The organism is Myroides sp. C6-3, assembly GCF_050522425.1.
In the GTDB taxonomy this organism is placed as follows: Bacteria; Bacteroidota; Bacteroidia; order Flavobacteriales; family Flavobacteriaceae; genus Flavobacterium.
Genome location: NZ_JBMVQP010000031.1, coordinates 1 through 26,485 on the forward strand (window position 1 = coordinate 1; position 26,485 = coordinate 26,485).

The following is a 26,485-nucleotide window of genomic DNA, read 5'->3' on the forward strand; positions in this document are numbered from 1 at the left end:
AAATAAAAAAGTAAGTTTTTTTATCAGGAAAAATAGCTGATATTATTGGTATTCACGAATCTTATGTTGTCAATGCCCATTTGTTTTGGTTACTTGCTGTTCTTTGGTTTTATAGCCAAAAAGGTATTAGCTAAACAAGGGATGGCTATTGTTATAAAGGGCAGTAATGAGGTCCATTTTTGATGTGTTTCTTAGGCAGAAGAAGATAAAGTTAAAATCGTAAAAATAAAAAGATATCTTGGATCGAATAATAATTATGGAAGTGATTTTTAGCATTATCTTTTTTGTTTTTATTACATTTGTATTCGAATAAAAAAATGACCAATAAAACAAGTTGCCTTGTGAAAATGAGGGAACTTGATTTACGATAACTAATTAAGTAATGAAACAAATATATCTGGATAATGCCGCTACAACTTCTGTTCGACCAGAGGTAATTGAAGAGATGGTGAAAGTATTGAGAAATGATTTTGGTAACCCCTCATCTACCTATTCTATCGGTCGGCATGCGAAAGCGTTAATTGAAAGTGCAAGAAAAACAATTGCCAAGCAATTTAATGTCAATTCTTCAGAGATTATCTTTACTTCTTGTGGAACAGAAGGAAATAACTGGATTTTACTTTCTGCTGTACGCGATTTGGGAGTGAAGCGAATCATTACAACTAAATTAGAGCACCATGCAGTTTTAAATACCGTAAAACACTTGGAGCAAACCTATGGAATCGAAGTGGTGTTCTTAAACATCAACCCAAGTAGTGAAATTGATTATGCTCAATTAGAACGTCTTTTGCAAGAAGATACAAAAACACTAGTGAGCTTGATGCATGTGAACAACGAAGTGGGAACGGAACTTGATTTGGAAAAAGTAGCCCATCTATGTGTCGCTCACGATGCGCTTTTTCACTGTGATACCGTACAATCTGTAGGGAAGAAAAGACTAGACTTAAGTGCGTTACCCATTGATTTTATCGTAGCAAGTGCGCATAAATTTCACGGACCTAAGGGAATTGGATTTGCCTTTATCCGCAAGAAAAATGTTTTAAAACCCGTTCTTTACGGAGGTGAACAAGAAAAGGGATTACGTGCAGGAACAGAAGGAGTACACCAAGTTGTGGGGATGGCAAAAGCACTCGAAATGGCGTATGAACTATTGGATGAGGAAAGTGCTTATATCGCAGCTATTAAATCGTACTGTCAACAACGCTTGATTGAAGTATATCCAGCAGTAAAATTCAACGGAAACCAAACTGGTTTTTACAATATCTTAAACGTGCTATTACCCCTAACACAAGAAAAAGCAGCGATGATGTTGTTTCAATTGGATATGAAGGGAATTGCCGTTTCAAGAGGAAGTGCATGCCAATCAGGAAGTCAAAAGCCTTCTCATGTTTTGGCGCAATTCTTAGACGAAGAAGATTTGAAGAAACCGAGCTTGAGATTGTCGTTTAGTCACGAAAATACAAAAGAAGATATCGATAGACTTATTGAACTTCTTCAAGAGATTTAAGAAAAAAAATCTACTAATTCAAATTAGTAGATTTTTTTGTTTTTCAATTATTCAAAAAATAAATAAAAAAGAGGTAAAAAAATGTTAATGTAAAAAGCTTTGTTTTACAATAACATTCGCATTAAATTTGCACAAACAACACACTATTTATGAGTTCAAGTAATAGATACGCGTTACGCGGAGTTTCTGCTGAGAAAGAAGATGTTCACAATGCCATAAAGAACATAGATAAAGGATTGTTTCCTAAAGCATTCTGTAAAATTATTCCCGATCACCTAACTGGAGATGAAGAATATTGTTTGATCATGCATGCTGATGGAGCAGGAACAAAATCGTCATTAGCTTATATGTATTGGAAAGAAACAGGAGATCTTTCTGTTTGGAAAGGGATCGCACAAGATGCCTTAATCATGAATATTGACGATTTATTATGTGTAGGTGCAACAGATAATATCTTGTTGTCTAGCACAATTGGACGCAATAAAAACTTAGTTCCAGGAGAAGTGATCTCTGCTATTATCAATGGAACAGAAGAACTAATAGAAGAATTAAAATCGTTTGGCGTAACAATTCACTCAACAGGTGGAGAGACAGCTGATGTAGGAGATTTAGTTCGCACGATTATCGTTGATTCTACTGTTACAGCGAGAATGAAGCGAAGTGATGTAATTGACAATGCTAATATTCAAGCAGGGGATGTAATTGTCGGATTGGAGTCATTCGGACAGGCAACTTACGAAAAACAGTACAACGGGGGAATGGGGAGTAACGGACTTACGTCTGCAAGACACGATGTTTTCGATCATTCTTTAGCGGCTAAATATCCAGAAAGTTACGATGCATCTGTACCGGAAGAATTAGTGTACTCTGGTCAAGTTAAGTTAACGGATGCCGTAGAAAATTCGCCTATTGATGCAGGAAAGTTAGTATTATCTCCAACGAGAACCTATGCGCCGATTATCAAAGCCATTTTAGATCAATACAAATCAGATCAAGTGCATGGAATGATTCACTGTAGTGGGGGAGCGCAAACAAAAATTTTACACTTCGTAGATCATCTCCATATTATTAAAGACAATTTATTTGACGTACCGCCGTTGTTCCAATTGATTCAAGAACAATCAAAAACAGATTGGAGAGAAATGTATCAAGTTTTCAACTGTGGACACCGTATGGAATTGTACGTAAACCCTGCCATTGCAGAAGATATTATCGCTATTGCAAAATCGTTTAACGTTAGAGCACAAGTGGTAGGTCGCGTAGAAGCTTCAGCGGATAAAAAATTAACAATTCAATCAACATACGGGACATTTACCTACTAGGATGGGACGTTTATTAGCTATTGATTTCGGACAAAAGAGAACAGGTATTGCGGTAACCGATGAATTGCAAATCATAGCATCGGGGTTAACAACAGTCAATACGAGCGAATTGATGTCTTTTTTAAAAGATTATTTTCACAAAGAACAGGTAGAGCAAGTCATTATAGGAGAACCGAAACGGTTAAACAATGAACCTTCGGAAATTACCCCTATTTTAAATGCATTTATCGAGGCATTTAAAAAAGAGTTTCCTACAATGCCGGTAGAGCGTATTGACGAGCGTTTTACCTCTAAAATGGCCTTTCAAACGATGATTGATAGTGGCTTAAAGAAAAAACAAAGACAGAATAAAGCGCTAATCGATGAGATTGCGGCTACCATCATCTTACAAGATTATATGGGACGTAATGCGTTTTAATCGATTCTTTTTTAAAATTTTAGCATTAAAAAACGAATTTTCCTGTAGATAAAAATTAATTTTGCACATAAATAAATATTCGATATAATGTCAAGTATACAAAAATATGAGGTTGACGTTGTTTTGGTAGGAGCTGGAATCATGAGTGCTACTCTTGGTATCTTACTAAAAGAATTGAATCCGAACCTAAAAATTGAGATCTTAGAGCGTTTAGATCGCGCTGCAGCTGAGAGTTCAGACGCAATGAATAATGCGGGTACAGGACACTCTGCATTTTGTGAATTAAACTATACACCAGAAAAAGCGGATGGTAGTGTTGATGCTACAAAAGCAATTAGCATTGTAGAACAATTTGAAGTATCAAGGCAGTTCTGGTCATACTTGGTAAATAAAAATGTTTTAAAAGATCCTAGAAAATTTATTAACTCTGTTCCACATATGAGTTTCGTTTGGGGAAAAGACAACGTAAGTTTCTTGGAGAAACGATACAAGGAGCTTCAAAAATACCCGTTGTTTCACGGGATGAAGTTTTCAAAAGACGTCGACCAAATTAAAACTTGGGCGCCTCTTTTAATGGAGGAAAGAAAACTCGATGACGTATATGCTGCTACGTATATGCCGATCGGAACTGATGTAAACTTCGGTGAGTTAACACGTGAGATCTTTGCTCACTTAACCACAGAGGATGGCGTTAATGTTCACTTTAATCACCAAGTTACGGATATTAAGCGCAAAGGCGATAAATGGAGCATTTCAGCAAAGGACGAAAAAACAGGTGAACAGAAAAAAGTAAAAGCGAAATTCGTTTTCGTTGGTGCTGGTGGTGGAGCAATTTTATTGTTGCAAAAAGCAGATATTCCAGAAAGTAAAGGATACGGTGGTTTCCCTGTTGGTGGAGAATGGCTAGTTTGTAGCAACCCTGCAATTGTGCAAAAACACATGGCTAAAGTCTATGGAAAAGCATCTGTAGGTGCACCCCCGATGTCTGTACCACACTTAGATACTCGTTTTATTGATGGTAAACACTCGTTGTTATTTGGTCCATACGCTGGATTCTCAACGAAATTCCTGAAAAGAGGATCAAATTTAGACTTGTTTAAATCACTTGAATTAAACAATATCGGACCCATGCTTGGCGCGGGTATGAGAAACTTAGATTTGACGAAATACCTAATCGGACAAGTATTGCAATCGGATAAATCAAGATACGAATCGTTAAGAGAGTATTTCCCAGATGCAAAAGAAGAAGATTGGAAAATTGAACATGCAGGACAACGCGTGCAAGTGATTAAACGCGATAAAGACGGTAAAGGTATCTTGCAGTTCGGAACAGAGGTAGTTAACTCCGCAGATGGATCTATTGCCGCTTTATTAGGAGCCTCACCAGGAGCTTCAACAGCAACAGCAATCATGTTGAAGTTATTAGCTAACTGTTTTCCAACGGAGTTTAATTCCCCCGCATGGCAAGCAAAATTTAAGGAAATGATCCCTTCTTACGGATTAAAATTAAATGAACACCCAGAGATGGTTGCTGATATTAGAGAAAACTGTTCGAAAGTTTTAAAGATTTATCCCAATAACTAAAGAACACTGAAATATATAACACCTTTATTCTTAGAGTAAAGGTGTTTTTTTTGAATAGCTGTTTGTTGTTTGTCGTCTTGTTGCGACCAACAACCAACAATAATATAGTATTAGTTTTATTTATCTAATTTGAATTAGTCATAGTTTTTTCTTATATTGATATAACCTAATGGTATAAGAATATCAACTGTAAAGATATGGTTATTAGTATCTTTGGATTAGAAAATAATAAATAAAGCAGATAACTATGGAAAACAAAAAACTAACAACGGCCTCAGGAAGACCTTATGTAGAGCATGAAAATTCAATGACAGCTGGTGAAAGAGGTCCAGTATTATTGCAAGATTACATCTTGCATGAAAAGATGGCTCATTTCAATAGAGAGCGTATTCCAGAACGCGTAGTCCACGCCAAGGGATCTGGGGCATATGGTACTTTTACAGTAACCCACGATATAACGAAGTACACCAAAGCCAAGTTATTTAACGAAGTAGGAAAACAGACCAAGGTATTCTTGCGTTTCTCAACCGTTGGTGGAGAAAAAGGTTCAGCAGATTCTGAGCGTGATCCACGTGGATTTGCTGTTCGTTTTTATACGGAAGATGGAAATTGGGATGTAGTGGGAAATAACACACCTGTATTCTTTATTAAAGATGCGAAAAAATTTAGCGACTTTATTCATACCCAAAAAAGACACCCACAGACGAACTTAAAATCAGCGACTATGATGTGGGATTTCTGGTCCTTAAACCCAGAGAGTTTACACCAAGTTTTGATTTTAATGTCGGATCGCGGAACACCTTTCGGATACCGTCACATGAACGGATACGGAAGTCACACTTTCTCGATGATCAATGCTGAAAACGAACGCGTATACGTGAAGTTTCACTTTAAGACAGCACAGGGAATCAAAAACTTAACTGGACCAGAAGCAGATCAAATGCGCACTACGGATATGGATTATGCACAACGTGATTTATTCGATCACATTGCAAAAGGAGAATTCCCGAAATGGAATTTGAGAATTCAGGTAATGACGGAAGCGGAAAGTAAAGCAGCGAAAGTTAATCCGTTTGACGTAACAAAAGTATGGCCACATAAAGACTATCCGTTGATTGATGTTGGAGTATTAGAGTTGAATGAAAATCCTCAAAATTATTTCCAAGATGTAGAACAAGCGGCTTTTGCACCTACGCATATTGTTGATGGAATTGGGTTTTCACCAGACCGCATGTTACAAGGACGTATTTTATCCTATCCCGATGCGCAACGCTACCGTTTAGGCGCAAACTACGAACAAATCCCTGTAAACCGTTGTCCTTTTGCTACCAATACGTACCAAAGAGACGGCGCTATGCGTATCGACGGAAACGGAGGAAGTGAGCCAAATTACTATCCAAATAGTTTTGATTCAATTGTTGTTGATCAAAGCTACAAAGAACCAGCCTTAGATTTAGGAACAAACGTGGTAGCAGATCACTACGATCGAAACGGAGTAGGAGAAGATGATCACTTTACACAACCAGGTAACTTATACCGCATCATGACGGATGAAGCAAAAACCAATACGGTAAACAATATCGTAGGAGCTATGAGTGGTATCGATGGACCAAAACGCGAAGAAATTATCTTCCGTCAGTTGTGCCACTGGTTTAGAGCCGATGCAGATTTAGGAATGCGCATTGCTAAAGGATTACAAGTAGATGTTAGTCAATTTATGAAATAGTTTATATTTAATTATTAAAAAAAAGGCGAATTAATTTTATTGATTCGCCTTTTTTATTATTTTAGCTTAAGTTTAACATAAATAAATAGAGTTGAAAAAGATACTTATTTTTTGCTTTCTCCTTGTATTCGGCTTGTCTTCTTGTGAACCGCTCTATTTTGATGGCTCAGAACGTTACGTAGTGAAGGGAACATTTTTAGTAGAAGGAGAACCCCTACAAGACGAATTAATCACTATTGATGCGTTTGCAACTAATTCGCTAGTTATTAGCACTACTTATACCGATAAAAATGGAGCCTTCACGGTGAGTTTTCCCAGAGGAAATTATGACTTTTGGTTGGATGTAAAAAATTATAGCACAAAAATAGTAGATGGTAAGCGTACAAGTACTCGTGAATTAATTGACTTAGGTGTAATCGATATTGCAAAAAAGGAAAAATAAGATGATAAAAAAGAATATAAGTAGGTTTATTGCTTTAATCAGTGGAATAACCCTGCTAAGTTTTCCTGTTTATGGGCAGGAAAAAGAGACGCAGGACAAGGTGATTTGGTTTCGCAATACGGGTGTTTTTTTTGGGAATTCCTTTTACTTCGGTGACAATATGATTGCTGATTCTCACCGTTTACACAATATGGGAGCTGAAATTAAACTCGGCATTGCTAAATACAAAAATGTAGGACTGACTTTATTTACTGGTTTCACCACGTTAAAAGTAGACGACACTCGAATGATAGGAGAAGTTAATTCTTCTAAAGAAGTAAAAGGTGGAGCTTCTGTGTTTTATCAAATGGATATAACAGAAAAAAGCACCTTCAAACCTGAGCTTGGTATTTATGATGTATCTTTCACATCTACAGGTGTTGGGATAGATGTTGAATCTATGTCGGGAACAGGTTTTTTAATAGGAACAGATTATCAATATAATCTTACAGCGCGATTTCGAACGGTTGTTGGGTTACATTATCACTGGAATACCTATAACGTAAAAACAGCGTCTCAGTATAAAAATTACTTTGAACGTGCCCAATTCATCCAATTGTCTGTTGGAATTAATTTCTAACGGATGACCCTTTATTACTCTTCTCCATTGATTTTCTTCAGTGCTCGATTCAACGTTCGCGTTGTAATTCCCAAGTAAGAGGCCATATCTTCTTTGGAGATATCCACCTGATTTTTCTCTTGTAAGTGTAATAGTTTTTCTAACGCGTGTTCAACGGTATATAATTGTTGAAAAGAAGCGCGCTCACTCGTGTGATAAACACGTAAAGCTTCTACGGATAATAACACATTATTGAAGGTAATATCCGTTTTAAGTAAGTGATCAAAGATAGACAGCGGAATTACATAGGCTTCTACAAAGGATAAAGCTTCTACCGAACACAAACAAGGCATTTTACCTAAATATTCTATTTCTCCCATGATTTCTCCTCTACTTAAGAATTCTGGAATATACTCCTTCCCATTCTCCTCTGTAATGAAACACTTCGTTATTCCCTCTCGAATAACGATGATCTTCGTGATCTGCTCTCCTTGAGTTAGTAAAATGTCTTTAGGATTATATTGAATCAGTTGAATTTTATCTGCAATAATGTCTTTATGCGCAATGGATTCGATATAAGATAAAAAATCAAGATTTATTCTTAACATATATTTATCATTGGAAGGACAAATGTCCTATTAAAGGTTGAAATTAATGTGGAATTTTGTTTTGTTCAAATGTAAAGAATTAAATCTTAGCGTTGTGTTGCGTTAAGATAGATTTAAACAAATGGAACGCAAAAACAAGATAGCAAAAATACAACCTAAATAAAAACAGAAGAAATGTGTGTAAGTGATAAAAAAATCTTCTGTTTTTTTACGTATAAAATATCGTGTTGCGTTATATGTAAAAACATATAACGATGTGTTGTTTTTCAAATGATAAATTTGAAAATAAAAAAAGTGTGGTTAGATTAAAAAAAAGTCCTTTAAAAGGACTTTTTTTTTGGTCTATTTTTAAAACATACAGAAGATAACCGATCACGCATAACCGGTCTAGGTTCTTTCTTCAAACCGGATCCTTATAGACACGGTGGGGGATACTATTTTTGGCGGGTAACTAATAAAACACAAGAACGATGATTGAGCGTAAAGCGGTTATTCGCCATGATTGGACAAAAGAGGAGATTCAATCTATATATGATTTGCCTTTAATGGAGTTGGTGTATCAAGCAGCTACCATCCACAGACACTATCACAATCCTTTAGAAGTACAGGTAAGTACCTTGTTGTCGATTAAAACAGGGGGCTGTCCTGAAGATTGTTCCTATTGTGGACAAGCAGCTCGGTACCATACCGATATTAAGGTACAGCGTTTATTGCCTTTAGAAACGGTATTGGATCACGCTAAGAAAGCGAAAGCCAATGGGTCTTCTCGTTTTTGTATGGCAGCCGCTTGGAGGGAAGTTCGAGATAACCGCGATTTTGATAAGGTCATCGCTATGGTTGAAGGAGTGAATGCCTTAGATATGGAGGTTTGTTGTACCTTGGGTATGCTGACAGAAGACCAAGCGAAGCGCTTACAGGAAGCTGGGCTATATGCCTATAATCACAACTTAGATACTTCAGAATCTCATTATAAAGATATTATCTCCACAAGAACTTATGATCAGCGGTTAAATACCATTCAAGCTGTGCGCAAAGCGGGTATTACCGTTTGTTCCGGAGGAATCATTGGGTTAGGTGAGACAGATCAAGATAGAGTTTCTATGTTATTAACCCTGTGTACCATGGAAAAACACCCAGAATCAGTGCCAATTAATGCATTAGCACGTGTAAAAGGTACACCACTAGAAGATTTGCCTAAAACAGATAGTTGGGAAATGGTTCGTATGATTGCTACAACCCGTATTCTAATGCCTAAAACAATGGTGCGCTTGAGTGCAGGACGCATGGAAATGAGCGAAGCAGAACAAGGTTGGTGTTTTTTGGCAGGTGCTAATTCAATTTTTGCTGGTGAGGAACAGACGTTGCTGGTTACCCCCAATCCCGCTTTGAGTCAAGATCGTCAATTATTCGAAAATCTTGGACTAAATCCTATGTTTTCAAGCAAAAAAAAGTAGTAGAAAAAAGTATAGTTCCGTAATCGGAAAAAAAAGATCGTATTTGTATGTAATGCGATCTTTTTTTTTTAGAATCTTATTTTGTGATTTTTTAGTAAAAAAATAGTGCATTTGGTTGGCTTCATTTACCGTTATTTTATATCAAGCGGGGGTGTGTAACGAAATGTTTAACGCGATTCTTTTAAAGACTAAAAATGTTTTTAAAGATACATTTTGTTAATATATAGTTAATATTTAGCGCTTTTTTAAATAGTGTTGGGATAATTGTTTGATTTTAAGTCTGCTGTGCTTATGTGGTATTTACATACCTCAAATATCGGTAAAGTATCGTCAATACTGATGATATTTGTCATTTTTACTCGATTAATTATCAAATACTTTTGCCTCAACAAAGTAAGAAACAAAGACGTCTTTTAAAATTTAGTTCATTGTTTTAACTGTTATTTTTTTCGATATTTACCTAATTAGGTTAAAATATGATTTTTATAATAAAAATTAGTAAAAAATTTATTTGTTAAGTATTTTTTAGTAAATTAGATACGATTAATAAAATTAGTTTAAAACAAAAATTAAAAATAACTATTGTTTAACCCCTTAATAGACTATGTTATGAAAAAAGTTTTTAAATGGATGTTGGCTGTCATGGTGTCAGTCAGCCTCGGATCATTAGTGGTGAGTTGTAGTAATGATGAAGGTGGAAATGAAATCCAACAAAAATCGATTAAATCAGTGAAGGCGAATAATCTAGAAAAAGATTGGATTGTGGCTCAGTTTGAATTCACAGCAGATTGTAAAGGAGCAAAAAAATTTGCTTATCAAGTTTCTTCTGTGCATATTTCGCTAAAGGATAAGATCTTTACCGCTGTGGATAAGTATAGTTTGAAAGAAGATCGAGGAACTTGGCTGTTAGAAAATGAAGTAGTTACAGTTTCTAGTGGACTGTTTGGGCAAGATTTTACATTTAAAATTAGAGAGATGAAAGGCAATTCTTTATTTGTAGATGTACTAGGACATGAAGATTTAAAAGGAATCGAATTAGTTACTTTTGATCGTTAAGCGAAAAAAGACAAATGTTGTAACGAATGCTTTTGTAAGTTTGTATCAAAAAATACAAAATACATGGAAAGAAAATTTTTTATTGTAAGAAATGATCAGAAGTATGGTCCTTATACAAAGGAAGAACTTACTGGATTTGGAATTACGGCCTATACCTTAGTTTGGTATGAAGGATTACCTGATTGGACTGAAGTACGCAATGTAGAAGAATTACGGGACTTATTTCCGAACGAAATAGCAACTTTACAAGGTGGATCGGTAGCGGCAAGGGTAGAAGAGCGAATAGGAAATGTGGTGTATCACGCGGATCAAATCCATGTTACACTTTATACACCTCAAGGAGAAATCTATTATCGCTATGCTGATTTTGGTGATCGATTTGTAGGGTTGATATTGGATCGTTTAATTTGTTTAGTTTTAAGTTTTTTACCTATTGTAGGGCCTTGGTTGTACTATGCAATTTTGCATTCGAGTGCGGATCAAGCAACTGCAGGACAACGTGTAATGAACATAAAATGTCTAAGCGATGAAGGGAATAAAATTGACTTTGGACAAGCAACAGGCCGTTTTTTTATGTCTATTATTTCAAGTTTAATGTTCTGTATTGGTTATTTCCTCTATTTTGGAAACAGTAAAAAACAAACCTTACACGATAGCGTGGCTAAAACGATTGTCGTTAAAGAAATTGGTCGTAAAGTGTACAATTTTTAGCGGTAGAAAAAGTGAAAAAAATAAAGAGCTAGCTGGTAAAGCTAGCTTTTTTTTGCTTTTTTAAGCGAAATTATTTCCTTTGAGGAGGAATTCAAGATACAGTTGTACATTTGTACGATTCAACACATAATTATTCCTGTTGGGTAAGTAATCTCAACAGTTCGGATCAAATCTTTTTACTTTTGATAAAATAATGGAAAGAAACTTGAGAAAAAACAATACAGATCAATCGCTGTTTACGAAGCATTATCGGCTTGTAGTCATTCCAGCGGTTTTTATCTTATATCTGTTTTCACATTTTTTGCTCAATCCGTATGATCCTGAATGGTATTCAACCATTGACGAAACGGAACTATGGCAATCGGGAATCATGGTATTGGTGTATTGTACCCTTATTAGTGAAGTTAGCTTGAGATTGAGCCATGTGTTAAACGCTATATTGCCGTGGACAAAGTATGCGGCTTGGCGCGTCATTGTTCAACTGTTATTGCTGATCTTGTGTATCTTTTCTATCTATTGTTTAGTCAACATTATCTACTTGGTTTGGATCCCCTATGAACCTGGTGATATACTCGATTTAGAAGCTAAAATCGATATTTGGCAATCGCTGTTGATTAGCATTAATACTGGAATTTTTATCAGTGTGATTCACACGGGTTATTTTTTAATTAAAAACTGGAAAAATTCGATGATGGATGCAGCTGAATTAAAACTTAAAGCCGAACAGTTTGAGCGCATTGCAAGTCAAGCGGAATTAGAAACGCTGAAAATGCAACTAGATCCTCATTTTTTATTTAATAACTTTAGTACGTTATCGGAATTAGTGATTGAGGATCAGCAAGTAGCAGTGAAGTTTATTGATAATTTAGCTTTAGTTTATCGCTATATGCTTTCTAATGTTCGAAAAAATACAATTAGTTTAAAAGAAGAAATTAGCTTTGTAGAGTCTTATTTCTACTTGATAAAGGAGCGTATGGGACGCAAAGTTGATATGGTTATTGACATTGAGGAATCTGTTCAAAATACGCATGCCGTAGCGCCCATTGCTTTACAGCTATTGGTTGAGAATGCGGTGAAACACAATACAGCCTCTAAAGAGCATCCGTTGATGATCCACATAGAAGTAGTTGATCAATACGTTGTTGTGCGTAACAACCTGCAAAAATTAATGGTTGAATTGCCTTCAGCTAAAGTTGGTCTAGCCAATATCATCGATCGCTACCGCTTGTTGAGTAAATTAGATGTTCAAATCACAAGTAATGAAACGGCATTTCTTGTGAAATTGCCGCTGTTAACGGTTAGAGAAAAAAGTTTTACAAATTAAAAAAAGGAGTGGTATGAAGGTTTTGATTGTTGAAGATGAAGAGAGAAACGCAAATAAATTGATGCGTCTTTTGCATCAAATAGAACCCAATATGCAGGTTCTCGCAGTAATGGAAAGTATTCAAGCCAGTGTTAATTGGTTGCGCGACAATGCAGCACCTGATCTAATATTTATGGATATTCGCCTCGAAGACGGTTTGTGTTTTGAAATCTTTGAGCAAATTCAAATCAATGCTCCGGTCGTATTTACCACTTCTTATGATGAGTATGCCTTGAAAGCATTCAAAGTTAATAGCATTGATTACATCATGAAACCCGTGCAAGAGGAAGATCTCCTTCACGCATTAACCAAATACAAAAACCTCAGTGCAACAGGACTCAATGATTCGATTCAACACATTTTGGGAAGTCTAAACAAAAGAGAAGTCGTCTATCGATCTCGTTTTCTTATACCTTATAAAGATGGATTTAGAGCGGTGAAAGTAGAGGAAATTGACTTCATTTATTCCGAATTGAAAATTACACATCTCGTGCTCAAAGACAGAAGTGAAATGATCGTTAGTCAAACAATGGAAGAAGTGGAGGAAGAGTTAAACCCCTCTTTTTTCTTTCGTGCTAACAGGCAGCATATCGTAGAGATTGACAGCATTCACAATATTCAAAATTACTACAATGGAAAATTAAAGGTCACGTTGATTCGAGACCCTCAACGCGAAATAATCATCAGTCGAGATAAGGCACCCTTATTCAAAAATTGGTTGAACTCTTAAAGCTACTTCGTTAGCTTTTTTCGTTTTACTCAAACAGATTAGTATTTATTTTTTACGCTTCAGTCTTCATTTTTTACGCTTCAAAACAATAAAAAAACAAGGAAAATTCCTTTTTTTCATTTTTGTTGCGTAATACGAAATTTTATGAATAGAATTTATCGAAACCTTAGGGTATTCGCTTATGTAGGGATTACTACGCTTGTGTTAGTAACTACAGTGGGGTGTAAACAAACCGCCAGTGATGCAACGCAAATGGCTGGAGAAATAGAAGTAAGAACAGAACGTGTGGAACGCGGTGATGCTGAAGTGATGCATCAGTATACGGCTGCTTTACAAGGAAAGGTTAATGTTGAGGTAAGAGCACAAGCCACAGGTTATATGGAGCAAATCTTAGTCAAAGAGGGAAGCTATGTCAAGAAAGGACAAGCTTTGTTTTTAATTGATCGTCAACCGTATCAAATTAAGTTGCAAAATGCTGAAGCTACCTTGAAGGCAGCTCAAGCGGCTTTAGTAGATGCTCAATTGGAACAAGAAAAAGTAAAATCGCTAGTTGAAAATAAGTTTGTATCACCTATTCAATTGCAAACGGCTACTGCAGCACTAGATAGCGCTAAAGCCATAGTGGCTCAAGCAAAAGCAGCTGTGGCAGAAGCACAGTTGAATCTGAGCTATTGTACCGTTACGGCACCAGTAGATGGATTCCTAGGGAGAATTCCCAAACTCGTCGGTAATTTAGTTACGGCAGGAGAAGCTGAACCGTTGACGACGATGTCTGATATTACACAAATTTATGCTTACTTCTCCGTAACGGAAGCAGATTATTTTGATCTAGTTAAGGGCAGTAATGGGGAAACAAATGTTCTTCCGATGGATATTCAATTGCAATTGAGCAATGGAGATCTGTATCCAATCAAAGGAAAAGTAGATATGATTAATGGTGAATTTGACAAGGCAACGAATGCACTGAGTGTCCGTGCTGTTTTTGATAATCCGGATAAACTATTGCGCAACGGGGGAACGGGAATTGTCAGCTTGATCGCCAAGAAAAAAGACGTCGTACAAATTCCTATTGCGGCAACACTAGACTTACAAGATAAAGTCTTTGCGTATGTTTTAGGAAAAGACAATCAAGTAGAACAACGTCAGTTGAAAGTAGTTGGTAAAAACCTGCAGACCTATTTTGTTCAAGGTGGGGTTGATAGTGGAGATATCATCATTACAACAGGATTGGATAAAATTGGCGATGGCGATGTGGTGAAACCTTTAGAAACAAGTGCGAATCAGCAACTAAGTGCGTTGAAAAAGGAGGAGGAAACAACGCGTGAATCGTCGGTTCTTTAACGACTACTACCGCCTCAAAAAAACAAACAACAAGCATTCAATTTAACTCAGTAAATTCATGTTAAAAAAAATAATTCACAGGCCTGTATTGGCTACCGTGATCTCTGTTATTTTGGTCATCTTAGGTCTTGTTGGACTTAAAGAATTGCCCATCCAACAGTTTCCTGATATTGCACCACCGAGTGTTGCAGTTCACGCTTCTTATCCTGGAGGAAATGCGGAAACTGTATTAAAATCAGTTGTTACTCCCCTTGAAGAAGTGATCAATGGAGTGGAGCGAATGACGCATATCGAATCTACAGCAAGTAACGATGGTACAGCCCTTATTACGGTGTTTTTTGAATTGGGAACAGATCCGGATCAAGCCGCTGTTAACGTTCAAAATAGAGTAGCGCAAGTACAGGGTATTTTACCGGAAGAAGTAATTCGCGCGGGAATTAATACCCAAAAAGAACAACGAGGAATGATCATGGTTATCGATTTAATCAGTGATGATGCAGCTTTATATGATGAGACGTTTGTTCAAAACTATGCGAGAATTAATCTCGTTCGCGCATTAAAGCGAATCAAGGGGGTTGGAAACGTACAGCTCTTTGGAGAGAAAGACTATGCCATGCGTGTATGGTTGGATCCACATAAATTAGCGAATCGCGGATTAACACCTTCAGATGTTGAACGCGCCATTCAAAGTCAGAGTTTAGAAGTTGCAGCTGGTAACTTAGGACAAAATGCTGGCGGTGCAGTGCAATATACATTGACATACCCAGGAAAATACAATACCCCAGAACAGTTTGAGCAAATTGTTGTACAAGCGGATAACAACGGAAATGTCCTTTATTTAAAAGATATTGCTCGCATTGAATTTGGTGCAGTTGCCTATGATGAGGAAAATAAAGTAAATGGAAAAGAAGCTGTTTCTATGGCTGTTTTTCAAACGAATGGTTCTAATGCCAACGAAATTCAAACGCAAATTTACAGCGTATTAGAAGAACTAAAACCGCAGTTGCCTAAGGGCTTGAACTACAATGTAACCTTTGCTAGTAAAACGCAGCTAGATGAGTCGATCAATCAAGTAAAAACAACGTTAATTGAAGCCTTTCTACTAGTGTTCTTGATTGTGTATGTATTCTTACAAGACTTTAGATCAACGCTAATCCCTGCTATTGCAGTTCCTGTTTCTCTGATTGGTACTTTCTTCTTTTTGAATATGCTGGGATTCTCCATTAATATGTTGACGCTCTTTGCCTTGGTTCTCGCCATTGGAATTGTCGTTGACGATGCCATTGTTGTCGTTGAGGCTGTCCACGCGACGATGATGATTGATGGACTCAATGCGAAAGAGGCAACGACTAAAGCAATGAGTGAAATTACAGGGGCGATTATCTCGATTACCTTGGTGATGTCTGCTGTATTTTTACCCGTTGGATTTATGACTGGACCTGTAGGGGTATTCTATCAACAGTTCGCCTTTACCTTGGCAATTGCGATTTTGATTTCTGCCGTAAATGCCCTGACTTTAAGTCCAGCATTATGTGCATTACTACTGAAAAATCACTATACAGAGGAACATGGAGAAACAAGTAAAAAAGGGTTTTTAAAGCGTTTCTTCTCAAGTTTTAACAGTGGTTTTAATGCTTTGACAGATCGCTACGTGGGGGGAATTAAATTCTTACTGAAGCGAAAAGTACTAGGTGCATCTCTTATTTTGGGCTCTATTGTAGGAATGGTTGTCTTAATGAATGCAACACCTAAAGGGTTTATTCCAAACGAAGATCAAGGTTTCGCAATGTTTGCTTTGTCTTTACCTCCAGGGTCATCGATTGACCGTACAACGAAGGTATTGAAGGAAGGAGATGAAATCATGCGCAACCATCCCGCTATTAAATCTGTAACGACGATTTCTGGGTTTAATATTTTAGGAAATGCTGCCAGTCCTGCATATGGAATGGGATTTATCGCCTTTAAAGATCGTGTAGAACGAGGAGAAGTGTCGGACATTAATGAAATATTAGCGGAAATTAACGGTCAATTATCTACCATTAAAGAAGGAGATTTCTTCGTGTTTGCCAATCCTACAGTACCTGGTTTTGGAGATTTTGACGGATTAGAATTAGTTGTTCAAGATCGAAAAGGTGGGACAATCAATGAATTTGCAGAGGTAGTAACGCAATTTAATACGGATTTAAGCTCATCCGATGAAGTAGTACAAGCGTTTACCATGTTTAAGTCGGATTTCCCTATGTACAAGATTATCGTTGATCCTGTAAAAGCTAAAATGCACGGTGTGGAGGTGAGTGAAATGATGGCTGCTGTTCAATTGTTTTACGGAAGTGCGCAGGTCAATGATTTCAATCGATTTGGAAAGCAGTTTAAAGTATTCGTACAAGGTGATGCGCCGTTTAGAGCGAATGAAGATTCTTTTAAAACGCTTTATGTGCATACAAATACAGGTGAAATGATACCGATTAGCTCAATGGCTAAATTGGAAAAAGTATACGGACCACAAGCAATCAGTCGACACAACCTCTTTAATTCCATTACGGTGAATGGGATTATTAGTCCAGGGGTAAGTACAGGAGATGCTATGGCCAAAGTAGAACAGATAGCAGCAGAAAAATTGCCAACAGGATATGGTATCGAGTGGTTGGGGTTAAGCAAAGAGGAAAAGCAATCAGGGAATCAGATGATCTTCATTTTCGGATTGTCTATTCTATTTGTTTACTTCATTTTGGCAGCACAGTACGAGAGCTATATTTTGCCTTTAGTGGTGTTATTCTCGCTTCCCGTTGGTATTATAGGGGTGTTTGTGGCTATTGGTTCCGTGGGCATTGCCAATAATATATACGTACAGGTTGGGCTTATCATGCTCGTCGGTTTGTTGGCTAAAAATGCTATTTTGATTGTAGAGTTTGCCGTACAACGACGAAATGCGGGCTTGTCTATTGTCGAAGCTGCCCTAGAAGCTTCTCGCTTGCGCTTGCGTCCTATTTTGATGACTTCTTTTGCTTTTGTGGCAGGTTTAGTGCCTTTGATGTTTGTTCAGGGATCTTCTGCACAAGGAAACCACTCGATTAGTATTGGTACAGCAGGTGGAATGCTCTTTGGTGTGGTATTAGGCGTTTTTGTGATTCCCATTTTGTATGTATTCTTTCAATACCTCCAAGAGAAAATATCGGGAACACCTGCTGCTGCTGCTGCTGAGGCAACTAAAGCTATTTAAAAATTAAGTAAAAATGAAAAAATACCTATATATAGTACCTGTTGCTCTTGCTTTTACGTCTTGTAAGGTCGGAAAAGATTACGAGCGACCTTCTTTGGAAACTCCAGCTCAATTCTATACTGGAACACAAGGAGATTCTACCGAAAATAAGCTGGCTGAATTGTCGTGGCAAGGTTTTTTTGCCCAGGAAGAGTTAGCTTCTTATATCCAAGTGGCTTTAGAACAAAATGCAGATTTGCAACTAGCCATTAAAAATATCGATCAAGCAAATTTGCTGTTTAAACAGTCTAAAATGGCCTTGCTTCCCGATTTGACAATGCAAGTTGCAGGAACACATAGCGAATTATCTGAAAACAGTGAAGCAGTGCGTAGTGGTGCTTCTCGTACAAATAAATCGTACACCGCTCATTTGGATTTGTCTTGGGAATTGGATGTTTGGGGAAAAATAAGAAGGGAAAAAGAAGCCGCTTTAGCTTCGTACCTACAAACGCAAGAGGTAAAACGCGCAGTTCAAAATCGCTTAGTAGCGGAGGTCGCTACAGCCTATATCAATTTATTGATGCTGGATGAGCAACTGAGAATTGCAGAAGAAGGGTTGACTTTACGCGAGAATACGTATGCGGTAACTCAAAAAATGTACGAGGTAGGGAATGAATCAATAGTTGCTGTTCAACAAGCAGAAGCACAGTGGCTTGAGGCACAAGAATTGCTACCTCAGATCGAACAAGAAATCGCCCTACAGGAAAGTGCATTAGGTATGTTGTTGAATCATTTTCCACAGCAAATTAAACGCAGCGCAACGTTGAATTCGGTTCAGTTTTCCACCGCGTTGAATACAGGGGTACCTGCATCATTTTTAAGTCAACGTCCCGATATTCAAATTGCGGAATTAGAATTGAAAAAAGCCAATGCCAAAGTAGGAGCTGCACAAGGTGAAATGTATCCTAGTTTGACCATTTCTGCTCAAGGTGGATTAAATGCGATAGAAACCTCACAGTGGTTCAATACGCCTGCGTCCTTATTTGGAACCGTGGTCGGAGGTTTAGTTCAACCGATTTTTCAAAAGAAAAGGCTGAGAACAGCCTACGAAGTTGCGGTAATCGAACGTGAAAAAGCAGCTATTGGCTTTAGAAATGCCGTGATAGTTGGCTATGCAGATGTGCATGATGCCTTAGTGAAGATGGATAAGATGCAAGAAAGAGAACAAGTTGTACAGCAAAGGGTAACCCTGTTAAACACGTCTTTAGAAAGCATTCAAATCATGTTTGGATTAGATAAGGCCTCGTATTTGGAGGTGATTAATGCGCAAGCATTAGCCCTGCAAAGTAATTTGAATTACGCGACGTTAAAACGCGATTACTTAGCCTCAAAAATTGATTTATACCGCGCACTGGGCGGTCATTAAAGATCATGTTATCGTTGTTAAAAAAGCTGATTCCTTTTTGTTTAAAGGAGTCAGCTTTTGTTTTAGGTAGTTGTTAGATTGTCTTAGAATAAAAAATACAACTCCCTTGAAAAGAGCGTTAAAAAAGGAGGATAGTTGTTATATTTGTATCTCTTATAGATGCATGATATGAAGAATAGAAAAGTTAGAGCACAACAAATACTAATGACTGTTGGCTGTATTGGTTTCTTGGTTTGGGTAGGCATTCGCGGAATGAATGAACGCCAAGGAAATGATAAAAGTACGGATACAACAACGGCAAAAACGTTGTCTCTTGTTTCTGAAGATGTACGTGTGGAACCAACAACGGAGGAGATTGTCGTGGTCAATCAAAGCTATTCCACTCAAATAAGTGCAGCTCCTTATTTTTCCATTTTGGCTGATCAAGGTGGTGAACTTGTTCAAGTAACAGTGGATATCAATAGTCGCGTTGAAGTAGGGCAAGCGATTGCTTTACTTCGGGTAGCTGTAGCACAAGGAGATACCTTAGGACTAGGCAAGGCTACTAAAAAGGTCAAAGATGCCAAAGAACACGTCAAAGACCAATTAGAGCTCTTGTTGTCCATTGATCGAGATGAAGAAGGTAATGAAGCAAAGGAAAATTACGAGAAACAATATGCTTTGTACAATGAGGCCAAAAAAGTATTATCAAATTACGAAGAACAAGTCAATAAAATCTCTTCCAGCCAACTGAAATACGTTGAACAGCCAATAAAAGCTAGGCAAGCGGGAACAGTGAAACAGGTATTGGTTGGAGCAGGGAGTGCCATTAGCTTAAACCAACCCTTGCTGAAAATGCAAGCAGGACAAAGTCAAACCGTACAAATTGAAGTAACTAGCGACAACTATTTACTCTTGCGCAACTATGCAAAACAGCTAAAGGCAACCTTAGTTTTCAATGATGAATCAACCTATGACTTACCAAGTTCGGTATTGGCTACCCTAACTCAAAAATCAATTAACGAAGAAGGTCACATTGTGATGACTTTAAATGCAGCTTCTATTCCCAACAAAAAAGACATCCAAATCTTAACCTTGCGTATTCCCAATGTGCCAACGCGTGTATTTGATGAAAAGGCTATTTTTATGCGCGACAATACAGCCTATGTTTGGACGGTAAACGAAGAGGATCTTGCAACGGCTGTTCCTGTTATGATTGTAAAAAACGAAAAAGGGAAAGTTTATGTGCAACAGGGTAATACTTCGTTGAATCGCGTATTACTTGGTGATTTTACACAAGTGAAAGAGGGAGAAAAGTTTACAGCTGAGCAGTAGAAGAACTTTTATTTCAATCAAAAAATTCAAACTATCAAGCAAGTCAATGAATACGCGGCCGCATTGCATGTTCACCCGCACTATCTCAATGATGTAGTGAAAGAAATAACAGCGCATCCAGCAAGTTATTTCATTCACAAGCAATTGATCGATGAGATTAAGTCTCGGTTGATTCAAACCAGTGATACCGTGGCAATGATTGCAGGTGACCTCAATTTTTCAGAAGAGTCTTATTTAGGTCGATTTTTTAAGAAACAAGTAGGGATAACACCTATTCAGTATAGGAAAAAACACAAACAAAACAGGTTTAATCTAGTAGATTAAACCTGTTTTGTTTGTGTTTTAAATTGAAACGCTTAGAGATTCGTGAAAAGTTGATGTCCTTTTAGCTGTAGTACTTCCTAGCTTGCTCTGTGAAGACGGCAATATAACAAACGAGGAGGAAAAAAGCAGCCAATACCTCTAAATCAGCTCCTACAGCAATGATCCAATCAAATTGTGAAGCGTTGTACTATTCTTGTAAAGCAGAAGATGGTGCGGCTTCCGATTCTTTTCGCTTGTATTTTAATCGGATGAGTTTTCGTTCTATATCGAGCATTTCCTCATTAACTTCTTTGATACCAAAATAGATGCTAAAAGGCATCAAAACAAGAAGGAGAATAGCTGTTACTGTGACGGCTTCCCAATACCCCATATATCCCATCATTGTATTATTTCTTAGGGGGATGTAAGGACCAATAAAGATGAAAAGAATACAAAAGGGAATTCTACCTAGAAATTTCCATTTCTTTCTTGGTAGTTTAGCTAATTGTTCCCGAAGTTGTTGCTCTTCTCGGTCAAATTTTAAAAGTGTACTCATCCTGTATAAAACCTATGTTAATAAAAGAAGTAAAAAAAACTAGGATAAGAAAAATCCCGGTGGAAAGTTAAAATTAAAACACAATGTATCCAAAGGATTATACAAAAGAAACTTCTTATTAGTAGGGTATTAGGTGTTAGTTGAGATACTATTGTAAAAAAAAGCAGGAGGATACGCTTTCGTAAAAGTTAATTATCTTAGCAGTTAAATCAAAGAAATGAAACACTATATTATTTGGATTGTTCTACTGTGTTGTACAACAGGAGTAGCACAAGAAAGTTATACAGAATGGGTTATTCAAGCAGAGAATTTAGCAGAAAAAGAAGAGGAGTCAAGTAGAAAAGAGGCTTTGTCTCTATATAAAAAAGCCTTTACACAATTTACCGACAGTATTGAAGTCAGTGATTTATACGAAGGTGCTATTTTAGCTTCATCGCTTAAAGAAAAAGACCTAGCTTTTACCTATTTAAATCAGCTCTTAGGGGATAAGAAGGACGGAAATGGGTTTCCCGGTTGGATGAATATCACACATGAAGATGCTGTGGAAGAATGTGAAAATCTAATAGATGACCCGCGTTGGCAGGTTGTTTTGAAGGAAGCATCAAAACAAAAAAAACAATTTGAATTCGCTTTAAAAAGTGAAGAAGAGGTTTTTTTTCAAACGAAGTTACAGGTACTGTATACACCTGAGAATGGAAAAGAGGTATATGAACAACTTAAGAATGAACTTGTGTTTCTACCCAAAGCGCAACGCGATTATTCTTTGAGTTTTCAACTAAACGACTCAACTAAGACGTCCTATTTCATTCACTTACCCAAAAATTACAATCCCACAAAATCATATCCCTTGTTGTTCTTTTTACACGGAGCGGTTCGATACAGCCCCTTACTCGACTTTCAAACAGCAGAGATGAATCTGGGAGGTTGGAATCGTTACTATACCAAATATGCCGATCAACACGGTGTAATACTCGTTTTTCCTAGCGCAAATAAACAGTACAATTGGATGACTTCAGATGAAGGGTTTTTTATGATTCCCGCTATATTGAAGGATATCAAAAGTGCAATCAACGTTGATGATGACAAGGTGTTTTTAGCAGGGCACTCCAATGGTGCAACGGGAGTTTTTTCCTATTTGATGAAGAATGCAACGCCTTTTGCAGGCTTTTACGGATTTAATACCTACCCTAAAGTTTTTACAGGAGGTACCTTCGTAGAAAATGCTAAGAATAGAAATTTTATCAATTTCTCGACAGATCAAGATTACTATTATCCACCCAATGCCAATGATGATTTTACAGCCCTGATGAACCAAACAAAAGCCGATTATAAAGAGGTGCGCTATGCAGGATTTCCGCATTGGTTTCCTGAGTTTGACGAATCGGAAGCCGCTTATCAAATTCTATTTGCCGATTTAATGCAGCGAAAAAGAGAAACATTCCCATCTTCCTTGATGTGGGAGTTTGACGATGAGGCGAATGGCAGTGTAGATTGGTTGCAAAATATCAAATTAGATACGATACAACCCAAAGCGGATTGGCATCAACCGTTGAATTTTAAAATTACAAAATGGTTGGAATACGAAAGTGATGATGAAGACGATGACAGAATGAAAGAAGTTGTTGTCGATAAAGATGCCTTTGATTTTCCACGTGCTTCTGGTAAAATTGTCGCGGAATATAAAGACAATGTATATCGCATCCAAACTTCTCGTATTAAGTCTTTTGCCCTAGCTATTTCTCCAGAGATGATCGATATAAAGAAAAAGGTGAAGGTCTATGTCAACGACCAATTGTACTACAACAGTAAAGTCACGTATGATGGCGTCTTTACCCTTAAAAACTTTGTGCAAAACAAGGATCGAAAAAGATTGTGGATTAATTTAATTCCAATTGAACTAAAATAGGAAGGAGGCCACGGCCTCCTTTTTTTATGCTTTGTTTTTTACGACTATCGTTGGTTGATGGTGAACAGGAAAGGCAACGGAATTTGCAATAAAGCAAAATTCATTCGCCTTTTTGTGTTAAGCTAAGGCTTGTGCCATCATGTCTTGACTTTGAACCGTTCCTATACCTTGATTAACCTTCCAATCAATTGTAGTGCGGTAGTGATGTTCTTTCAGGTGCGTACCTGTTTAGTGTTGCTTAACGTGGGCTTGCTTTTATCAAGAAAAAAGTCAGGATAAATATAGGAAAATGTTCGATGTAAGCCGTGATGAAAAAAAATAAGTCAAAGGAGTTGACACGAGATAGGTTCGAATATTTTATATTTGATGTATTATTTATATAAAATTATGAAAAAAGTCTACCGATATTTTCCACATATTTTAGCGTTTTTTGGTTTTATGTTAATTGCCTTGCTGTATTTTTCTCCTGTGATGGAAGTCAAAACGATCTATCAATCAGATATTGCACAATACATAGGCATGTCGAGTACGCAGAAAGATTATAGTTTAGAAGAAGGCGTGGAGTTGTATTGGACAGACAATTCTTTTTTGGGCATGCCGACCTATCAACTGGGAGCGGATTATCCCTATAACTACATAAAAGAATTAGATCGTACGATTCGATTTTTACCTCGACCAGCAGATTATTTAGTTTTGTATTTGCTATCCTTTTATGTCTTATTGCTCACGTTGAGGGTCAAACCGCTAAAAGCTTTTTTTGGGGCCTTAGCTTTTGGGTTTTCAACGTATTTGATTATTATTTTTGGTGCAGGACACAATGCCAAAGCACACGCTATTGCGTATATGCCTTTAGTTCTGTCCGGAATTATACTTGTTTTTCAAAAGCACTATTTCTTAGGCGGTGTGCTCACCACCTTAGCTGTTGCGCTAGAAATACAAGCCAATCACTTTCAAATGACCTATTATTTGTTGTTTGTCCTTTTCTTTTTAGGGGTGTATTACACAATTCAAATCGCAAAAGAACAAGATTATAAGCATTTGTTTCGCTCAATAGGAATACTTGTTGTCGCTGCGGTCTTAGCTTTAGGAGCTAATGCGACGAGTCTGTTGGCTACTGCTGAGTTTTCTCAGTTTACCATTCGCCATAAAAGTGAATTAACTTTTAATCCAGATGGTTCGACCAACGACACACAATCAGCCATGAACTATGACTATATTACGGAATATAGCTATGGTATTGGCGAAAGCTTAAATCTTATTTTTCCTCGATTATTCGGAGGCGGGATGGCTGAAGATGTGGGAGAAAATTCAGTCTTATATCAATATGCGATTAATCAAGGGGCTCTGCCAAGTGATGCAAGAGATTTTGTATCCAAAGTACCTTTGTATTGGGGAGATCAACCTATTGTAGAAGCCCCTGCGTATATCGGAGCTATCGTTTTTTTTCTCGCTGTTTTGTGCTTACTTGCAGATAAGCGAAAGATCAAATACGTTTTTATCGCTAGTATTGTAGTAACGCTCTTCTTGTCCTGGGGGAAAAACTTCCCTTGGTTGACGAATTTCTTTATTGACTATGTGCCTTTATACGATAAATTTAGAGCGGTTTCTTCCATTCAAGTTATTGTGGAGCTGTGTATGCCTATTCTCGCTATTATGGGCTTGCAAACCTATTTTCAGTTAGATGAAAAAGAGCAAAAGAGGTATTTACTTCAAAGTGGGGGGATTTTCTTTGCTTTAGTCGTTGTTCTTTGGTTGGGAAAACAAGGATTTAGCTTTACCTCTTATCGCGACCAAATGTATATGCAAACAGAACAAGGACGTGTCTTTTTAATGCAATTAGTTAAAGAAAGACAACGCGTGTATACTGCCGATTTATGGCGTTCTTCTCTTTATGTGGGCGCTGTTATCGTTGCACTGTTTTTGACGGCTAAAAAGTATATACCTGCTGTGGTAGCTACGGTTATAGTAGGGAGCTTCATGGTGGCCGATTTAGTGCTTATAGACCGAAACTACGTGAATGACGATAACTTCGTTAGTTCTTACGAGATGAGTGTTCCCTTTCAAATGAGTCAAGCAGATGAATATATCCTACAAGACAAAGGACACTATCGCGTATATAATCCGCAAGGACGCCTACAGGCGAGAACCAATTTCTTCCACAAATCGGTAGGGGGCTATAGTGCGGTTCGACCTCAAAAGGCAGATCAGGTATTCCTTTATCAGGTAGAACCTCAATTGCATACCCTGCTGAATCACATCGATTTAGAGACTTTGACGTTAGAAAAAAGTCTCCCCGTATTGGATATGCTCAATGTCAAATACCTTATTTTAGAAACAGAAGACAGAGAGGAAGTACCTATTGTCAACCCTAGAGCCAATGGTTCTGCATGGTTTGTTCAAGCGGTGAAAGTGGTTGAAACCGCTGACGAAGAAATGAAAGCGTTGACTACGTTAGATGTAAAAAGAGAAGCCGTGGTCAATGGAAGCAAGTTTGCTGAACTAGCAAAACAAACCGATTATGTCGTTGATTCAACAGCGACAATTAAGCTGATTGGCAATCGTCCGGATCACTTGCAATATGAAGTAAACAATCAACAGCAGGGGTTTGCTGTTTTCTCAGAGGTGTATTATTCAAAGGGATGGAATGCTTATTTGGATCATCAACTTGTGCCGCATTATGAAGTGAATTATTTATTGCGCGGACTGCCTATCCCAGCAGGACAACATAAGTTGGAATTTAAATTTGAACCAGAGGTCATTCAAAGGGGAACGACGATCACGTTACTTACTTTGGCAGTAGGATTATTACTTTTTGGTTTGGCTATTTTATATCAATACAAGAAGAGCAAAAAATAGAACGACAAAGGTAACTCCTGTATAAAAGAGTTGCCTTTTTTTATTCTGGTTTATTTACCACTGGG

21 protein-coding genes are annotated in these 26,485 nt (G+C 37.4%); 19 read left to right on the plus strand and 2 right to left on the minus strand.

Annotated elements, in window-relative coordinates; translation table 11 throughout:
* Positions 1-382 precede the first annotated feature (382 nt).
* From ACPDG9_RS12500 to ACPDG9_RS12530, 7 genes are all read left to right on the plus strand, one after another.
* On the plus strand, positions 383-1,507 hold the full coding sequence (locus tag ACPDG9_RS12500; RefSeq protein WP_430528057.1) for a cysteine desulfurase family protein: 1,125 nt from the start codon (positions 383-385) through the stop codon (positions 1,505-1,507).
* A 149-nt stretch (positions 1,508-1,656) separates the two neighbouring features.
* The gene (locus ACPDG9_RS12505; protein WP_430528058.1) at positions 1,657-2,829 is read left to right on the plus strand and encodes an AIR synthase related protein; all 1,173 of its coding nucleotides are present in this window, start codon (positions 1,657-1,659) and stop codon (positions 2,827-2,829) included.
* A 1-nt stretch (position 2,830) separates the two neighbouring features.
* Positions 2,831-3,247, plus strand: coding sequence for a Holliday junction resolvase RuvX (gene ruvX / locus ACPDG9_RS12510; RefSeq protein WP_430528059.1), 417 nt, complete (start codon positions 2,831-2,833; stop codon positions 3,245-3,247).
* Positions 3,248-3,334: 87 nt separating this feature from the next.
* Positions 3,335-4,831 (plus strand): malate dehydrogenase (quinone), encoded by a 1,497-nt coding sequence (gene mqo / locus ACPDG9_RS12515; protein ID WP_430528060.1) that lies wholly within the window; start codon positions 3,335-3,337, stop codon positions 4,829-4,831.
* 247 nt (positions 4,832-5,078) lie between these two features.
* Positions 5,079-6,557: a catalase gene (locus ACPDG9_RS12520; RefSeq protein ID WP_430528061.1), complete on the plus strand. Its 1,479-nt coding sequence runs from the start codon at positions 5,079-5,081 to the stop codon at positions 6,555-6,557.
* A 91-nt stretch (positions 6,558-6,648) separates the two neighbouring features.
* Positions 6,649-6,999, plus strand: a complete 351-nt coding sequence (locus tag ACPDG9_RS12525; RefSeq protein ID WP_430528062.1) for a hypothetical protein — start codon at positions 6,649-6,651, stop codon at positions 6,997-6,999.
* A 1-nt stretch (position 7,000) separates the two neighbouring features.
* A complete protein-coding gene (locus ACPDG9_RS12530) occupies positions 7,001-7,618 on the plus strand; it encodes a hypothetical protein (protein WP_430528063.1) in 618 nt (205 codons plus the stop codon).
* A 14-nt stretch (positions 7,619-7,632) separates the two neighbouring features.
* Here the strand turns inward: ACPDG9_RS12530 and ACPDG9_RS12535 are convergent, their stop codons facing one another.
* Entirely contained in the window at positions 7,633-8,205 is a 573-nt protein-coding gene (locus ACPDG9_RS12535) for a Crp/Fnr family transcriptional regulator (protein WP_430528064.1), read from the minus strand.
* A 470-nt stretch (positions 8,206-8,675) separates the two neighbouring features.
* On the opposite strand from ACPDG9_RS12535, the gene bioB reads away from it, so the two are divergent.
* The 10 genes from bioB (at position 8,676) to ACPDG9_RS12585 (ending at position 21,123) form a co-directional block, all read left to right on the plus strand.
* Complete coding sequence (gene bioB, locus ACPDG9_RS12540; RefSeq protein WP_430528065.1) at positions 8,676-9,659, plus strand: biotin synthase BioB; 984 nt, start codon at positions 8,676-8,678, stop codon at positions 9,657-9,659.
* Positions 9,660-10,268: 609 nt separating this feature from the next.
* Positions 10,269-10,715, plus strand: coding sequence for a hypothetical protein (locus ACPDG9_RS12545; RefSeq protein ID WP_430528066.1), 447 nt, complete (start codon positions 10,269-10,271; stop codon positions 10,713-10,715).
* 63 nt (positions 10,716-10,778) lie between these two features.
* A complete protein-coding gene (locus tag ACPDG9_RS12550; RefSeq protein WP_430528067.1) occupies positions 10,779-11,426 on the plus strand; it encodes an RDD family protein in 648 nt (215 codons plus the stop codon).
* A 193-nt stretch (positions 11,427-11,619) separates the two neighbouring features.
* A complete protein-coding gene (locus tag ACPDG9_RS12555; RefSeq protein WP_430528068.1) occupies positions 11,620-12,750 on the plus strand; it encodes a sensor histidine kinase in 1,131 nt (376 codons plus the stop codon).
* A 13-nt stretch (positions 12,751-12,763) separates the two neighbouring features.
* The gene (locus tag ACPDG9_RS12560; protein ID WP_430528069.1) at positions 12,764-13,519 is read left to right on the plus strand and encodes a LytR/AlgR family response regulator transcription factor; all 756 of its coding nucleotides are present in this window, start codon (positions 12,764-12,766) and stop codon (positions 13,517-13,519) included.
* Between the two features lie 144 nt (positions 13,520-13,663).
* A complete protein-coding gene (locus ACPDG9_RS12565) occupies positions 13,664-14,860 on the plus strand; it encodes an efflux RND transporter periplasmic adaptor subunit (protein ID WP_430528070.1) in 1,197 nt (398 codons plus the stop codon).
* Between the two features lie 58 nt (positions 14,861-14,918).
* A complete protein-coding gene (locus ACPDG9_RS12570) occupies positions 14,919-18,080 on the plus strand; it encodes an efflux RND transporter permease subunit (protein ID WP_430528071.1) in 3,162 nt (1,053 codons plus the stop codon).
* Positions 18,081-18,093: 13 nt separating this feature from the next.
* Positions 18,094-19,485, plus strand: coding sequence for an efflux transporter outer membrane subunit (locus ACPDG9_RS12575; protein ID WP_430528072.1), 1,392 nt, complete (start codon positions 18,094-18,096; stop codon positions 19,483-19,485).
* A gap of 168 nt (positions 19,486-19,653) precedes the next feature.
* Positions 19,654-20,799: a biotin attachment protein gene (locus tag ACPDG9_RS12580; protein ID WP_430528073.1), complete on the plus strand. Its 1,146-nt coding sequence runs from the start codon at positions 19,654-19,656 to the stop codon at positions 20,797-20,799.
* Between the two features lie 63 nt (positions 20,800-20,862).
* A complete protein-coding gene (locus tag ACPDG9_RS12585; protein WP_430528074.1) occupies positions 20,863-21,123 on the plus strand; it encodes a helix-turn-helix domain-containing protein in 261 nt (86 codons plus the stop codon).
* A gap of 187 nt (positions 21,124-21,310) precedes the next feature.
* On the opposite strand, the gene ACPDG9_RS12590 is transcribed toward ACPDG9_RS12585, so the two are convergent.
* On the minus strand, positions 21,311-21,658 hold the full coding sequence (locus tag ACPDG9_RS12590; RefSeq protein ID WP_430528075.1) for a hypothetical protein: 348 nt from the start codon (positions 21,656-21,658) through the stop codon (positions 21,311-21,313).
* Positions 21,659-21,875: 217 nt separating this feature from the next.
* Here ACPDG9_RS12590 and ACPDG9_RS12595 point away from each other — a divergent pair, with 217 nt between their 5' ends.
* A complete protein-coding gene (locus ACPDG9_RS12595) occupies positions 21,876-23,564 on the plus strand; it encodes an alpha/beta hydrolase-fold protein (RefSeq protein WP_430528076.1) in 1,689 nt (562 codons plus the stop codon).
* A gap of 387 nt (positions 23,565-23,951) precedes the next feature.
* A complete protein-coding gene (locus ACPDG9_RS12600) occupies positions 23,952-26,420 on the plus strand; it encodes a YfhO family protein (protein WP_430528077.1) in 2,469 nt (822 codons plus the stop codon).
* The last annotated feature ends 65 nt before the right edge of the window (positions 26,421-26,485 follow it).

What these genes read in the sequence shown, in the direction of transcription:
- ACPDG9_RS12500 (WP_430528057.1), top strand. Translation starts at nt 383, where the DNA reads ATGAAACAAATATATCTGGATAATGCCGCTACAACTTCTGTTCGACCA.
- ACPDG9_RS12505 (WP_430528058.1), top strand. Translation starts at nt 1,657, where the DNA reads ATGAGTTCAAGTAATAGATACGCGTTACGCGGAGTTTCTGCTGAGAAA.
- ruvX (WP_430528059.1), top strand. Translation starts at nt 2,831, where the DNA reads ATGGGACGTTTATTAGCTATTGATTTCGGACAAAAGAGAACAGGTATT.
- mqo (WP_430528060.1), top strand. Translation starts at nt 3,335, where the DNA reads ATGTCAAGTATACAAAAATATGAGGTTGACGTTGTTTTGGTAGGAGCT.
- ACPDG9_RS12520 (WP_430528061.1), top strand. Translation starts at nt 5,079, where the DNA reads ATGGAAAACAAAAAACTAACAACGGCCTCAGGAAGACCTTATGTAGAG.
- ACPDG9_RS12530 (WP_430528063.1), top strand. Translation starts at nt 7,001, where the DNA reads ATGATAAAAAAGAATATAAGTAGGTTTATTGCTTTAATCAGTGGAATA.
- ACPDG9_RS12535 (WP_430528064.1), bottom strand. Translation starts at nt 8,205, where the DNA reads ATGTTAAGAATAAATCTTGATTTTTTATCTTATATCGAATCCATTGCG.
- bioB (WP_430528065.1), top strand. Translation starts at nt 8,676, where the DNA reads ATGATTGAGCGTAAAGCGGTTATTCGCCATGATTGGACAAAAGAGGAG.
- ACPDG9_RS12545 (WP_430528066.1), top strand. Translation starts at nt 10,269, where the DNA reads ATGAAAAAAGTTTTTAAATGGATGTTGGCTGTCATGGTGTCAGTCAGC.
- ACPDG9_RS12550 (WP_430528067.1), top strand. Translation starts at nt 10,779, where the DNA reads ATGGAAAGAAAATTTTTTATTGTAAGAAATGATCAGAAGTATGGTCCT.
- ACPDG9_RS12555 (WP_430528068.1), top strand. Translation starts at nt 11,620, where the DNA reads ATGGAAAGAAACTTGAGAAAAAACAATACAGATCAATCGCTGTTTACG.
- ACPDG9_RS12560 (WP_430528069.1), top strand. Translation starts at nt 12,764, where the DNA reads ATGAAGGTTTTGATTGTTGAAGATGAAGAGAGAAACGCAAATAAATTG.
- ACPDG9_RS12565 (WP_430528070.1), top strand. Translation starts at nt 13,664, where the DNA reads ATGAATAGAATTTATCGAAACCTTAGGGTATTCGCTTATGTAGGGATT.
- ACPDG9_RS12570 (WP_430528071.1), top strand. Translation starts at nt 14,919, where the DNA reads ATGTTAAAAAAAATAATTCACAGGCCTGTATTGGCTACCGTGATCTCT.
- ACPDG9_RS12575 (WP_430528072.1), top strand. Translation starts at nt 18,094, where the DNA reads ATGAAAAAATACCTATATATAGTACCTGTTGCTCTTGCTTTTACGTCT.
- ACPDG9_RS12580 (WP_430528073.1), top strand. Translation starts at nt 19,654, where the DNA reads ATGAAGAATAGAAAAGTTAGAGCACAACAAATACTAATGACTGTTGGC.
- ACPDG9_RS12590 (WP_430528075.1), bottom strand. Translation starts at nt 21,658, where the DNA reads ATGAGTACACTTTTAAAATTTGACCGAGAAGAGCAACAACTTCGGGAA.
- ACPDG9_RS12595 (WP_430528076.1), top strand. Translation starts at nt 21,876, where the DNA reads ATGAAACACTATATTATTTGGATTGTTCTACTGTGTTGTACAACAGGA.
- ACPDG9_RS12600 (WP_430528077.1), top strand. Translation starts at nt 23,952, where the DNA reads ATGAAAAAAGTCTACCGATATTTTCCACATATTTTAGCGTTTTTTGGT.